Genomic DNA, 13,640 nt, shown 5'->3' on the forward strand with positions numbered 1-13,640 from the left:
CCGCAAAAATCCCCGGCAAGTGCTGACCCGTGGGCAGCTTTTGGAAAAGCTGTGGGATATAGACGAGAGGTTTGTGGACGAACACACCCTGACAACCTCCATCAGCCGGATTCGCAGCAAGATTGAATCCGACGGCGGCGCGCCCTACATCAAGACCGTTTACGGCATGGGCTATCAATGGACGGGAGGCGAGGCAAAATGAAGTTTAAGAACCTCTCGGTAAAGCGGCTGTTTGGCCGGGTGGCAATGGGGATTGTCCTCTCCATGTCCGGGATCACCATAGCCCTGTTTTTTGCGACGAAACAGACGGCGGTGCTGCTGACGGGCGGGGCGCTGCTGTTGTGCGCCCTTGTGGGGATTTTCGTATTAACGCAGACCTTTGGAAAGCGGCTGTCGCAGTTTACCGCTGACCTGTGCCAGACTTTAGACCACATGATCGCCGGGAATGAAGCGCCCCAGCGCCCGGAGGACAGCGAAACCCAGCTTGCCAGAATTGGACACCGGCTGGCAAGGCTTTACCAGATCATGCAGGAGAACCGCCGCCGGGTGGACGAGGAACGGCAGGAGTTACAGACCCTTGTATCAGATATTTCCCATCAGGTGAAAACGCCGGTGAGCAATCTGAAAATGGCGACGGACACCCTGCTGGAAAAGCCTATGACCGAGGCGGAGCGCACCGACTTTATCCGGGGAATCCGCAACCAGACGGATAAGCTGGACTTTCTCTTTCAGGCCCTTGTGAAAACTTCCCGGCTGGAAACGGGCGTGATCCAGTTGGACAAGAAATCGGGCCGCCTCTTTGATACCGTGGCGCAGGCCATGAGTGGGATCGTGTATGCAGCGGAGAAAAAGGAAATCGCCGTGTCCGTGGACTGCCCGGAGGATTTGGCCGTTTCCCATGACAGCAAGTGGACATCCGAAGCCCTCTTTAACCTGCTGGACAATGCGGTGAAGTACACCCCGGCAGGCGGGAAAATCGCTGTGTCGGTGGTGCTGTGGGAAATGTATGTAGAGATCAAAGTGACCGACACCGGCAAAGGCATTTCCGAAAGCAATCAGGCCGCCATCTTCCGGCGCTTTTATCGTGAGGAAGAAGTACACGAACAGCAGGGCGTGGGCATTGGCCTGTATCTGGCCCGCGAGATCGTAACGCGGCAGGGCGGCTATATCAAAGTGGTTTCGGAGCCGGGCAAGGGTTCGGAATTTTCCATTATGCTGCCTACAAAATAGAACGCGGCGGACGGCCATTTCCGGCTGCCCGCCGTAAATTTTTTTGAAATGTCCGAGCGTTGTAACATTTCACCCCGATTTTCAATAAAATTTTTTGGCCGCTGTAACATTTCGCGGACATTTGGGGTTTACAATAGCCTTATCAACAAGAAAGGAGGCGCGTTCTATGAATGAGCAGAAACAGTATGTTTGTCCGTGGTGTGGTGGCAAAGATGTTGTTGAGGGGATTCAATCCACTTATGCAAAAGTTCAACCAAATAAAGCCTTGACACTTAAAGGCGAAAATTTGATTCATGTAATTTGCAAAAATTGTGGTACAGTAGTTCGCTCTTATGTAGAAAACCCTCAAGTCCTTGAATAAGGCTGAACACTTCCCAACAGGAGGACAGTTGCTTCTGTCCTCCCCAAAGTATTACGCTGATTCTGTTAATCGGCTTTCAGGTATATATAATTTCAATTTATAAATCAACAAAAGTGAGGAGGCGACGCAATGGAACTGACCCCGACATTGATTTTGAATCTGGCGCTGCTGATCGTCCCGCCCGTTGTCCTTGTGCTGGTGTTCCGGCAATGGCTGGCCCGGCACATCCGCTGGACGGTTGCCTTGACTGCTCTCTGTGATGTTCTCCTGTTTTGGGATGAACTGTTCTACTATGAGAGCTTCGGCCTGTTCGCTGTGCTGATTCTGGTGCAGTTGGCGGCCACCGGCGCAGCAGCGTTCCGCATTTACAACAAACAAAGAAAGGATTGAATTTTATGAGCATTTTACAGACTATTGACCTGAAAAAGTATTACGGTACAGAGCCGAACATTACCCGCGCCCTTGACGGCGTGAACTTCTCCGTGGAGGACGGCGAGTTTGTGGCCGTTGTGGGAACCTCCGGCAGCGGCAAGTCCACCCTGCTTCACATGATGGGCGGGCTGGACACTCCCACCAGCGGAACCGTGATCGTCCGGGGCGAAGAACTGGCAAAGAAGAACGATGAACAGCTCACCATCTTCCGCCGCCGCAACATCGGTTTTATCTTTCAGAACTATAACCTTGTTCCCATCTTGAATGTGTATGAGAACATCGTCCTGCCGGTGGAGCTGGACGGGGACACGGTGGATCAGAAGTTTTTGGACGAGATCGTTCGCCTGCTGGGGCTGGAAGATAAACTGAAAAATATGCCGAACAATCTTTCCGGCGGCCAGCAGCAGCGTGTGGCTATCGCCCGCGCCCTGATTACCAAACCGGCTATTGTGCTGGCCGACGAGCCGACCGGCAACCTTGATAGCAAGACCAGCGCCGAGGTGCTGGGGCTTATCAAGCGCACCAGTGCGGAGTTCCGGCAAACTGTTGTGATGATTACCCACAACAACGACATAGCCCGCCTTGCAGATCGGATTGTCCGCATTGAGGATGGCAAGATCGTGGAATAAGGAGGTGGCAAGATATGACATGGCCTTTTGAAAATGATACCAGCGCCATTACAAAGAAGCTGGCAAACAGAAGCATTAAAGCAGATAAGCGAAGAAACATCTTTATTATTGTAACGATTGCTTTTGCTGCCTGCCTTATGACCGTTCTTGCGCTCTATACATTCGGAAAATCACATGAATTGAAAACATTCTTACAGGGGCGCTACCAAGCGGCAGTTATTGATGTGGATTTGGAAACAATCAATGATTTAAGGCAAGATTCCAACATTGAAATGGTAGGAACAGAGGCTTTAGTTGATAGTTTCCGTGTTGATGATTATACATTGAATGTTAATTTTCGGGACAGCAATAATCTGTATTTGTATTCCACAGAATTTGTTGGGAACTTACCTGATAAGGAAAATGAAGTTGCAGTTTCGGAAGCCTATTTGAAACATATTGGCTGTCCTGTTGAATTGAACCAAGAAATCGAATTACCGTTGCAAAATGGGAAAAACGCAAATTTCACTGTATGCGGTCTTTTACATGACGATGGTGCAAATAGGCGGTATCAAGTATTGGTATCTGATTCTTTTCTGCAATCGTATTTTCAAGATCACATCCCTTATAATGCTACACTACGGATAATGGGAAGCGGATCATTCAAAGAGGACGAATTGAAAAATTTGATTAAATCCTGTTTGACCCCTTATGGAATCAGAGAAGAACAGATCGCTTATAGTTCGTCTTACTTTGATAGTGTTGATAACTCAAGCCGAGATATGCTGGGCGTAGCGGCAATTAGTATTCTAATTGTGATTGCCTGCTCCACCGTTATATACAGCCTATTTTATATTTCAGTCGTTGGGAAAGTCAAAGAATATGGCCGTTTAAGGGTAATTGGCATGACCCAAAAACAGATTAAACGCATGGTAAAAAGAGAAAGCTGGCAATTATCCCGCACTTCAATTCCATTAGGGATTGTAGTTGGCTGCTTAATAGGATATGTGCTTGTACCCAAAGGCTGGAATTGGCTTAATACATTGGCAATTATCGTTGTTATCTCCATATTGACTGAATTATCGGTTGTTCTATCAATTCGCAAGCCGATTAAAATTGCAGCAAGCATTTCTCCCATTGAAGCTGTACGCATATCAACGACAACTGAAAACGAAAAGTTAAACACCAAAAAATTAAGGAGAAAACTAACTCCTGAAAATTTGGCTAAAATCGGTTTTATGCGAAACCACAAAAAAGTGATTTTGACTTTAATATCATTGGGATTTTCAGGAATTTTGCTAATGAGTGCAGCAACATTTCTGGCTTCTATTGATGAAGAAGATATGGCCCGACAGTCATTTGGTGATAAGGAATTTTTGATTACACTTTCCGATGAATATAGCGGCAATTCCTTGAAAGATAATCCACTGGACGATAGCATGATGAATCTTTTGACAGATTCTCCATATATCACAGATGTTAAATCTATAAAGGGATGTTCCGCAGACATTTTGCTTCCAGATAAAAAAGAACCGTCCTCGTTCCGTGAAATTATAGGATTGTCGGACGATGAATTTTCCGGCTTATCGAATAACCTACTATCAGAGGAAATAAGCTACCAGGAACTTGTCGGGAAAAATGGTATCTTAATTGATGACACAGCCGGTATGCTAAAGTCATGGGAAGATTATAGTGTTGCTTTAGGAGATGTGGTAACAATAGTATCTGCTTCTGGAAAGAAAATCGAATTATCTGTCGTCGGAACTATTGATATGAGCGATACGGACTACAACGGAACATATTTCTTTGTCCCGGAAAATGTACTATCCGAGATATATCCAGAGAAGAAGAATTTTAATACTGAATTTGTTATAAATGCAGATGTAAACCAGCTTCCTGCGGCAGAAAATGTTGTCTTAAATGCAATCGGTGACAATCCTGATATTCAATTTAATAGCTTTGATGATGCACTATCTTCCATAAAAATGCACATGACAGGGTATCAGATTCCGATCTACGGGTTAATTGTTTTTATTGCAATTTTCGGTATTATCAACCTTTGCAATACCTTGATGACGAACCTTGTATCCAGACAACAAGAATTTGGAGTATTGCAATCTATCGGTCTATCAAACAAGCAATTATATAAGATGTTGAGAATGGAATGTTTGTATTATGTGTTTGGGACAATGGCAATAACATTTGTTTTCGGCACAGCAGCAGGTTATATTCTATGCCAGATATTTAATCAAGTTGGAGTGTTCGGAAAATTGCATTATACTTTCCCATTCTTGCAAGTGCTTCTATTTTTTGCAGTCCTCGTAGTAATTGCATTGATATATTCGACTTTAGCCATTCGCTATTGCCATAAGCAATCTCTTGTAGACCGCATTAAGACAATGGAATAACCTTTTGGGATCGGCGGGGCGGCGTGTGCTGCCCCGCTTTTTCCGCCATTTCTCCCATTTCTCAAAGAAATTTTTGAAATGTCCGAGCGTTGTAACAATTCAGCCTGTTTTTCTGTCGAAATCAAAGGCACCTCGGACATTTATAGTTCTTCCAAAAGTTTGATGATAATATTACCATTCATGGAAGAAGCAATCTGTTATTGCAATAATGCGAAATTGACGATAGAAAGTTTTTCATATCTCGGTCAGCTCCACAATTACATTACTCTGCTGATACAGCCAGTCCGTAAATTCTTTCGGGCTGGCTGTTCCTGTTTTTACAGCCTTTTTTCTCTGTAAGGCTTCTTTCTTAAAGTCGGCAAAGGCAGCCTGTATTTTTTCCAGACGGTCAGCCGGAAAGCCTGCGGTATTTTTTACCCGGTTTATTTTGTTGCGCCAGTTCTGGCATTCATTTTTATAAAGCAGGTCATAGTTATTTTCTCTTGCCCTCTCGTCAAATTCCCGCTTGTTTTGAAGCGCCTGTGCTTTTCGGCACTTGTCGCTGCACAGCTCATACCGCTGGCTCTTTGCCAGAAAATATTTCCCGCAGACCTTGCACTGCCGGAAGCAAAGCCCCCAGTCATTCAGCCTGTTCAGATAATAGGTAATCAACGGGTAGAGAGACGCATAGGCAGACACACATTCTTCTGTGCGACGGTTGTCCGGGAACCAGAGGTCAAGCCGGGTATCTTCTGACGGTGCGCCTTTGAAATAAAGGCTGCCAGCTTGAAAATGTTTCGGTTTTCCTGTCTCCCTGTCAAAGCTCATGGCTTCGTTATGGAATACCCCGGTCAGGCTGCTCATTTTATCCATGAAGCGGTCACAGGCAGCGTTACGGTCACGGGGTTCTCTGGAAAGCAGATAGCTGTTCCAGATACGGAACGCCACATACATTTTCAGAGGGTCATTGCTAAGATATTTTCCCCAGAGAAATTCGCTTGCCGCCTGCTCCAGCTCCGGCTGTTTCCATCGGTTGGAGTGGAGGGCTTGCCGCAGCGGAGAAAGCCCGTATAAGTTCCAATCTCTGTCCGTGTCACGCTCAAAGTTTATCAAAAAAGTCCCCAGCGGGCGTGTCATATCACAAAGCACCTCTGCGTTTTGGCTCCCGTTCAGACGGAAGCGGATCTGCTGTTCTTCCCCAATCAAAATCCGTTCTTTCATTTTCTTCCTGTCCAGCGTCAGGACAAACAAAATCCTCTCAAAACATGGCTCATGCCGTATAAACTGATTCTCCATCCCTATCCCCTGCCTTTGATTATGGTAATTATATAATTCAGTTATATCCGTTACACTCATGGTATCGCAGAAGCATTGTTTTGTCAAGAATAGTCCGCTATGATGATTGCAGTTGGTAATTTCGTACCAAACAGTACTTTGACAAGTGAATGACCGTCCAAAAAGGATATGACCGGCAGGAAAAGTGACGCATCCGGCGCACCAATGCAGGGAAACACCGCAGGAATGGGGCAGGAAAACGGCTTTTGGGGAAAACGGCAACAGGAAGCATTTTAACCTATTTGATTTATGGGAGGAACAGAATGAACGATAAAAAGAGATTGAACAGCTACGAGGATTTACCGCTGGTTCTGGATGTGGCGGACATTCAGCAGATTATGGGAATTTCAAGAGCGAGCGCCTATGAGCTGGTACACACACCCGGCTTTCCGGCGTTCCGCAGGGGCAGGCTTATCAAGGTCAGCAAAATTGCTTTCTTTGAATGGATGGCAAAAGGCTCCGAAACCGTACCGAGAAGCGACAAATAAGCGTGAGTTATCATTCCCTGACTGCAATACTGCCGCACTTTACAAAGGGGTATACAGAGGGAAAAAAACTTAAAAATGATACCGAAACGCTACACCAAAACAGCCTATCTGCGTACATCAGATAGAAACGGAGAAAGGAGCCGGTTATGGCAAGAATGAGCAACAAGCGGCGGCTGGAATGGTCTTTCTTCTTAAATGACCGCAGCCGTATCACTTACAACGAACTGTGCCGGAAATGCCAGCACGAATGTAAACAGAGCTTCCGGGCGGTTGTGGTTGACTGCCCGAAGTACCTTTCTAAGCGTTCCAAGAAAAAGGACAAAACTGCCGGAAACGGCAAAATCCCTTAGGAACTAAGGGCGCACTTCTATACATAGTCTAAAGACCATGTATCGTGCGTCCTGCGGAGCTTACCTCTGCCGCTGATAAAATCAGCAATCCGAGGTCTGCGTTCGCTTCGCTCCGACAAGGTGGCTACACCCCCTTGCGCCGCTAAAGCGGCTATCCCCTGTGTATCCGCCGAAAAGAGAAATCCGCTCTGCGGTTTTCCCTTTTCATCGGGTTTTATAGAAGCACTGACACACAGACTGTCTGCGGATGGTCTTTCTTTATCTTATCAGCAAAGGATGTGAGAACATGGAAAAATCTTTGGAACAGTTGAAGCAGGAATATGAAAAAACCACTGTCCTGCTGGAACGGGAAAAACGGAAAATGCAGCGTTTGAAAAACCGGCAGGCGTATCTGGAAAGCGGTTCCCGGAAACAGAGGACGCACCGGCTGATTACCCGTGGGGCAGCTATTGAGAGCATTGCACCACAGACAAAGGAGCTATCCGAAGCGGAATTTTATTCCCTCATGGAAAGCATTTTGAATCTGCCGCAGGCGGAGCATTTCATCCGGTCTGCCGTAGAAAACCACGCCCGTATTTCCGGGCAGGAGAAAGGCGGTGACTAAGGATAGCACTTTATCATTTTTCAATCGCACAGATAAAGCGCAGCGCCGGTCAGAGCGCCATTGCCAGCGCAGCCTACCGAGCCGGGGAGCGTCTTTACAGCAGCTACTATGGAGAAGTCAGCGATTACACCAAAAAGGGCGGCGTGATCGCTTCGGAAATCATGCTGCCGCCCCATGCGCCGGAAATATATCTTGACCGGGCGACCCTCTGGAATGCTGTGGAGAGCTGCGAGAAACATCCAAAAGCACAGCTTGCCTATTCCTTTGATATTGCCATGCAGAATGAATTGACGCTGGAAGAAAACATGGAACTGGCGAGGAAGTTCGTGCAGGAGCAGTTTGTGGCAAAAGGCATGATTGCCGACCTTGCTTTTCACAGCCCGGAGAAAGAGGACGGCGGTATCCCTAACCCGCATTTCCATGTGATGACAACCATGCGCCCTTTGAACCCGGATGGCACATGGGGACAAAAACAGCGGCGGGAATATCTTCTTGATGAAGATGGAAACCGAATCCGGGATAAAAACGGCGATTATATGTTTAACGCTGTCCATACAACAGACTGGCATGAGCCGGAAACGCTGGAACACTGGCGGGAGCAGTGGGCGGCTGCCGTTAATACAAAATTTGAGGAAAAAGGGCTGGATGTGCGTATCGACCACCGTTCCTATGTGCGGCAGGGGCTTGACCTGATACCTACTGTCCACGAGGGAGCTAATGTCCGGCAGATGGAAGCAAAGGGCATCCGCACCGAGAAAGGGGAACTGAACCGCTGGATTAAAGCCACCAACCGGCTCATGCAGGATGTGAGGAAGAAGATCAAAGCCCTGTTTGTCTGGATGGCAGAGGTAAAAGAAGAACTTTCCAAACCGCAGACACCGAGCCTTGCCGACCTGCTGATCGCTTATTACAACCAGCGCAACGCAGGGGCATGGAGCAATAAAGCCAGAACCGGAAACTTAAAGCAGTTTGCCGAAGCCGTCAATTATCTGACGGAAAACAAGCTGCTCACATTAGAGGATTTGCAGGAGCGTCTTTCCTCTGTCAGTGAAGAATTTGAAGCATTAAGCGGCTCCATGAAAAAGAAATCTGCCAGGATAAAGGAATTGCAGGAATTGATACGGGAGGGCGAGAATTACCAGCGGCTAAAACCTGTTCATACGGAATTGAACAATATCAAGTTTAAGAAACAGAGGGAGAAATTTGAAACATCCCACGATGCGGAGTTACGGCTGTTTTATGCCGCCCGCCGTATTCTGAAAGAAAAACTGGACGGAAAACCCATTGCCCTGAAAGCATGGAAACAGGAATACGCACAGTTAAAAGCAGAGTATGCCGAACTGTCTCCGCAGCACAAGCCGCTCCGGGAGGAAGTGATACGGCTGCGGCAAGTGCAGAACGCCGTGGATACCGCACTGCGCCGGAGAGAGCAGCCACAGGAAGTACAGAGAAAGAAACACGAGATGGAGCTATGACATAACCGGCAGCTTTACCGCTGCCGGTATTTTTATGGAGGGAGCATTTGAATGTATTTGAAGCGGTGAAACAGTCTGTTACCACCCGGCAGGCTGCTTCATTCTATGGAATCCGGGTTGGGAGAAACGGCATGGCCTGCTGTCCATTCCACAATGACCGCACGCCCAGCATGAAAGTGGACAGCCGCTTTTACTGCTTCGGCTGCGGGGCTTCCGGGGATGTGATCGACTTTGCCGCTTTGCTGCATGGATTGGGGAAACGGGAAGCTGCGGTCAGGCTTGCGGAGGACTTCGGCGTTTCCTATGAGAAACCCGGCAATGCGCCGCCAGATAGGAAGCGTCACAACAGGTCACAGCCCCGACAAAAATCAGCGGAGCAGAGATTTCAGGAAACGGAACGGTATTGTTTCCGGGTGCTATGCGATTATCTGCGCCTGCTGGAGCATTGGAAAACAGCATACGCCCCACAGCCGCAGGATGCCATCTGGCATCCTCTTTTTGTGGAAGCGTTGCAGAGGATAAGCTACACAGAATACCTTTTGGATATTTTGTTATACGGAGAAATAGAAGAAAAAGCGGCATTGATCGCCGCACAGGGAAAGGAGGTGCTGCGGCTTGAACAGCGAATTTCAGAGCTTGCCGCCGGAAACGCAGGAAGTGGTCAAAAGGACGATGGACACAATGGAACCGGCGCAAACACCGGCAGAAATCCGGGAAACATTAGAGGGGACGCAGAAAGGCGGCGTGAAGAACAGCATCCGAAACTGCCTGACGGTGTTCCAGCGTGACCCTCTGTTTCGCGGGGCGCTGCGCCTGAACCTTTTGACGGAGCAGATTGACATTGTGAAGCCACTGGGCTGGGAGCGCACCAGTACCACGCTGACCGACATGGACATGAACTACCTGCTTTTGTATCTGGAAGAAAACTACGGGCTTACCAGCGAGAAAAAGGTGCAGAGTGCCATCAAGATTGTTGCCAATGAAAACCGCTACCATCCAGTCAGGGATTACCTGGACAGCCTGCAATGGGACGGCACAGAGCGCATCCGTTACGCCCTGCATCACTTTCTGGGAGCCGATACGGACGAATACACCTATGAAGCCTTGAAACTGTTCCTGATGGGAGCCATCCGGCGGGTATTCAGACCGGGGAGCAAGTTTGAGGTCATGCTCTGTCTGGTTGGTGGTCAGGGAGCCGGGAAATCTACCTTTTTCCGGCTGCTGGCAGGCAGGGACGAATGGTTTTCAGACGATTTGAAGAAGCTGGACGATGAAAATGTGTACCGCAAGCTGCAAGGGCATTGGATTATCGAGATGTCGGAGATGATCGCCACAGCCAACGCCAAGAGTATTGAGGAAATCAAGTCATTCTTAAGCCGCCAGAAAGAAACCTACAAAGTGCCGTATGAGACACACCCGGCAGACCGGCTGCGGCAATGTGTATTCGGAGGGACGACCAACCGGCAGGACTTTTTACCCCGTGACCGCACCGGCAACCGGCGCTTTCTCCCCGTGACGGTGTACCCGGAACGGGCGGAGGTTCACATACTGGATGATGAAGCGGCGGCGAGGGCGTATATCGAACAGATGTGGGCGGAAGCCATGACGGTTTACCGCAGTGGGAAGTATAAGCTGTCATTCAGCATAGAAATGAACCGATACCTGAACGCCCACCAGCAGGACTTCATGCAGGAGGACACACAAGCTGGCATGATCTACGCCTATTTGGAGGACTACACCGGCGACAGGGTATGCTCCAAGCAGCTTTATGAGGAAGCGCTGGGGAACTTAAATTCCCCGGCAGACTGGGAGACACGGGCAATCTGCGAGATTATGAATACTGGCATTGCGGGCGGCATCATACAGGGCTGGGCAGCCTACAAAAGCCCGAAGCGGTATAAGAAATACGGTTCTCAAAAAGGCTGGGAGCGTGTCAACCAAGCCCCGCCGGAGGGGGACGGTTTTAAGGAAATCACGGAAGAAGAAGCCCGGCAAATGGAACTGCCATTCTGAAAAGCCGCCGGTTAACAGTTTGGTTGACGCTTCGGTTGACAGCCGGTTGACGGGGAAAAGCCTGATATTTGGGGCATTTCTCTCCTTTGTCAACCATGTCAACCAAGAAATCAAAGAAAAAGTAAAAAGTAATCATAGAGCGCCTATGGATTGTTTTCAAAGTCTTTTCTGCCGGTTGACACGGTTCGGTTGACATGGAGACAGTCTGCGGCTGTACACCTGCCTGACATTCCCTTGTCGGGCATATTTCATTTATGGAGGTAACTGCCTATGGCAAAAAGCAAAAACGAGAGCAATAACAAAAACAGCGGCACCCTGCTTACCGAAAAAGACGGCACCCAGTATTTTGTCATGGGGAAAGTCCGTATCAAGGTATCGGAGCATTTCGCACAGGATGGGAAGCCGCTTGACAGCCTGCTGGAAGATGTGATCCAGCACGCTGCCGCCGCTTCCTGAAAAAATACGGAATGACGACTGTCAATCAGCCCACGCTTATGATATACTTGTACCAGCGAGTATTGTATAAGCGTGGGTTGTTTCTTTTAGAAGGAGGATTTTTAACCGTGAAACAACCATACAATACAACGATTTATAACACCGCACTTTATTTGAGATTGAGCCGTGACGATGAATTGCAGGGAGAAAGCGGCAGCATCCAGACCCAGCGCATGATGCTTAGGCAGTATGCCGCAGAGCATGGGCTGACCGTTGTAGACGAGTACATTGACGACGGATGGAGTGGGACAAATTTCGAGCGTCCAAGTTTCCAAAGGATGATTGATGACATCGAGGACGGGAAAATCAACTGCGTTGTCACAAAGGACTTATCCCGTCTGGGAAGAAACTATATCCTGACCGGTCAGTACACGGAAATCTATTTCCCCAGCAAGGGAGTACGCTACATTGCCATCAATGACAATGTGGACACCATCAACGGAGAAAGCGAGCTTGCACCGTTCTTAAACATCCTGAATGAAATGCACGCCCGACAGACCAGCAAAAAGGTCAAGGCTGCCATGCACACAAGATTTGCCAATGGCGCACACTATGGAGCCTATGCACCGCTGGGCTATGTAAAAGACCCGGACAAAAAAGGTCATCTTCTGATCGACCCGGAAACACGCTGGATTGTAGAAAAGATTTTTGACCTTGCCGTACACGGGAGGGGTGCCGCCAGCATTACACGGATTCTGGTGGAAGAAAAAGTACCTACCCCCGGCTGGCTGAACTATGAAAGATATGGGACTTTCGCCAATATCTACGCCGGTGCGCCCGCAGAAAAAGCCTATGCGTGGACGATTGCACAGGTCAAGAGCATTTTGAAAGAGGAAACTTACATCGGTCACAGCGTTCACAACAAGCAGAGCAACATTTCATTCAAGAACAAGAAAAAAGTGCGGAAGCCGCAGGAAGAATGGTATCGTGTGGAAAATACCCACGAAGCCATCATTTCCGAAGAAGTGTTCCAAAAAGTTCAGGAGCTGATTGCAAGCAGACGCAGGAAACGCAGAAATGGTACAACACAGATTTTCGCAGGATTGATAAAATGTGCAGACTGCGGATGGTCTTTAGCCTATGGGGAAAACAAGCAGAATAAGAACCCATACGGGTACTACCATTGCAGCAAGAACGGACAGGGATTACGCCAGTGTTCCATGCACTATATCCGTTATGATGTACTGTATGCCTATGTGCTTGCAAGACTGCAATACTGGTCTATGTTGGCACAGAAAGACGAGGACAAGCTGCTGAAACGGCTGCTCAATGCCAGCGACAGAGAAAGAAACTCTGCGAAGAAAAAGCAGGCTGCGGAGCTGAAAAAGGCGGAAAAGCGTAAAGCCGAGGTTGACGGGCTGTTTGCTAAAATGTATGAGGACTGGTCTGCCGGACGCATAACCGAGTATAATTTCAATATGCTGTCCGAGAAGTACCAGAACGAGCAAAAGGAGCTTGAAACAAAAATAAGACAGCTTCACGAAATGATGGAAGCCGCCGTACAGACCGCAGCGGATGCTGAAAAGTGGATTGCCCTAATGAAACAGTATGTCAACCCTGTGGAGCTGACCGCCGAACTTCTGAACACTCTAATTGAAAAAATAACCGTCCACGAAGCTGTCAAGGGCGAGGACGGAAGTCGTGAGCAGGAAGTAGAAATCTACTACCGCTTCATCGGCAAAATCGACTGACCTTTCTTTTTTTTACCCAACAATATCTTTAATTAAGGGAAACGGGAAGAGGATATCCGAGCATAGATTCATTAAAGGAAATATCCAGATATTTCTCTGTGTCCATTGATGAGCTGTTATCCGGAGATCAGTTGGTTTTGATTGCTGAAAAAGAAAACAAGTCAAATCTCA

At 48.1% G+C, this 13,640-nt stretch carries 15 protein-coding genes and 1 pseudogene; 15 read left to right on the forward strand and 1 reads right to left on the reverse strand.

What is annotated here, in order from left to right; all coding sequences use genetic code 11:
- From J3351_RS13425 to J3351_RS13450, 6 genes are all read left to right on the forward strand, one after another.
- Positions 1 to 202, forward strand: a 202-nt coding sequence (locus J3351_RS13425; RefSeq protein ID WP_207697952.1) for a winged helix-turn-helix domain-containing protein, incomplete at its 5' end; no start/stop codon positions are given.
- Positions 199 to 1,230 (forward strand): sensor histidine kinase KdpD, encoded by a 1,032-nt coding sequence (locus tag J3351_RS13430; protein ID WP_207697953.1) that lies wholly within the window; start codon positions 199 to 201, stop codon positions 1,228 to 1,230. The genes J3351_RS13425 and J3351_RS13430, both read left to right, overlap by 4 nt.
- 166 nt (positions 1,231 to 1,396) lie before the next feature.
- Positions 1,397 to 1,591, forward strand: coding sequence for a Lar family restriction alleviation protein (locus J3351_RS13435; protein ID WP_154255850.1), 195 nt, complete (start codon positions 1,397 to 1,399; stop codon positions 1,589 to 1,591).
- Between the two features lie 129 nt (positions 1,592 to 1,720).
- A complete protein-coding gene (locus J3351_RS13440) occupies positions 1,721 to 1,981 on the forward strand; it encodes a hypothetical protein (RefSeq protein WP_071422049.1) in 261 nt (86 codons plus the stop codon).
- A 5-nt stretch (positions 1,982 to 1,986) separates the two neighbouring features.
- Positions 1,987 to 2,652 carry an ABC transporter ATP-binding protein gene (locus J3351_RS13445; protein WP_207697954.1) on the forward strand — a complete coding sequence of 222 codons (666 nt, stop codon included), beginning with the start codon at positions 1,987 to 1,989 and terminating at the stop codon, positions 2,650 to 2,652.
- Between the two features lie 14 nt (positions 2,653 to 2,666).
- Positions 2,667 to 5,039, forward strand: coding sequence for an ABC transporter permease (locus J3351_RS13450; RefSeq protein ID WP_207697955.1), 2,373 nt, complete (start codon positions 2,667 to 2,669; stop codon positions 5,037 to 5,039).
- Between the two features lie 234 nt (positions 5,040 to 5,273).
- Here J3351_RS13450 and J3351_RS13455 read toward each other — a convergent pair whose 3' ends face one another.
- Complete coding sequence (locus J3351_RS13455; RefSeq protein ID WP_207697959.1) at positions 5,274 to 6,314, reverse strand: DUF6076 domain-containing protein; 1,041 nt, start codon at positions 6,312 to 6,314, stop codon at positions 5,274 to 5,276.
- A gap of 302 nt (positions 6,315 to 6,616) precedes the next feature.
- On the opposite strand from J3351_RS13455, the gene J3351_RS13460 reads away from it, so the two are divergent.
- From J3351_RS13460 to J3351_RS14210, 9 genes and pseudogenes are all read left to right on the forward strand, one after another.
- Positions 6,617 to 6,841 (forward strand): helix-turn-helix domain-containing protein, encoded by a 225-nt coding sequence (locus J3351_RS13460; protein ID WP_120474617.1) that lies wholly within the window; start codon positions 6,617 to 6,619, stop codon positions 6,839 to 6,841.
- A gap of 146 nt (positions 6,842 to 6,987) precedes the next feature.
- Positions 6,988 to 7,191: a hypothetical protein gene (locus J3351_RS14325; protein ID WP_004614949.1), complete on the forward strand. Its 204-nt coding sequence runs from the start codon at positions 6,988 to 6,990 to the stop codon at positions 7,189 to 7,191.
- A gap of 286 nt (positions 7,192 to 7,477) precedes the next feature.
- Positions 7,478 to 7,795 (forward strand): DUF3847 domain-containing protein, encoded by a 318-nt coding sequence (locus J3351_RS13465; RefSeq protein WP_207697956.1) that lies wholly within the window; start codon positions 7,478 to 7,480, stop codon positions 7,793 to 7,795.
- Between the two features lie 2 nt (positions 7,796 to 7,797).
- Positions 7,798 to 9,270, forward strand: a complete 1,473-nt coding sequence (gene mobQ, locus J3351_RS13470; protein WP_207697960.1) for a MobQ family relaxase — start codon at positions 7,798 to 7,800, stop codon at positions 9,268 to 9,270.
- A gap of 47 nt (positions 9,271 to 9,317) precedes the next feature.
- Positions 9,318 to 10,058: a CHC2 zinc finger domain-containing protein gene (locus J3351_RS13475; protein WP_207697957.1), complete on the forward strand. Its 741-nt coding sequence runs from the start codon at positions 9,318 to 9,320 to the stop codon at positions 10,056 to 10,058.
- Positions 9,943 to 11,283, forward strand: a complete 1,341-nt coding sequence (locus J3351_RS13480) for a virulence-associated E family protein (RefSeq protein ID WP_207697958.1) — start codon at positions 9,943 to 9,945, stop codon at positions 11,281 to 11,283. Before J3351_RS13475 ends, J3351_RS13480 begins: the two co-directional genes overlap by 116 nt.
- Positions 11,284 to 11,553: 270 nt before the next feature.
- On the forward strand, positions 11,554 to 11,739 hold the full coding sequence (locus J3351_RS13485) for a hypothetical protein (protein ID WP_004849804.1): 186 nt from the start codon (positions 11,554 to 11,556) through the stop codon (positions 11,737 to 11,739).
- Between the two features lie 107 nt (positions 11,740 to 11,846).
- Positions 11,847 to 13,469 carry a recombinase family protein gene (locus J3351_RS13490; protein ID WP_077726929.1) on the forward strand — a complete coding sequence of 541 codons (1,623 nt, stop codon included), beginning with the start codon at positions 11,847 to 11,849 and terminating at the stop codon, positions 13,467 to 13,469.
- A 38-nt stretch (positions 13,470 to 13,507) separates the two neighbouring features.
- Positions 13,508 to 13,640: pseudogene (locus J3351_RS14210) on the forward strand (XRE family transcriptional regulator); the annotation flags it as partial.

It is taken from the genome of Faecalibacterium sp. Marseille-Q0746 (assembly GCF_017377595.1).
Classification (GTDB): domain Bacteria; phylum Bacillota; class Clostridia; order Oscillospirales; family Ruminococcaceae; genus Faecalibacterium; species Faecalibacterium duncaniae.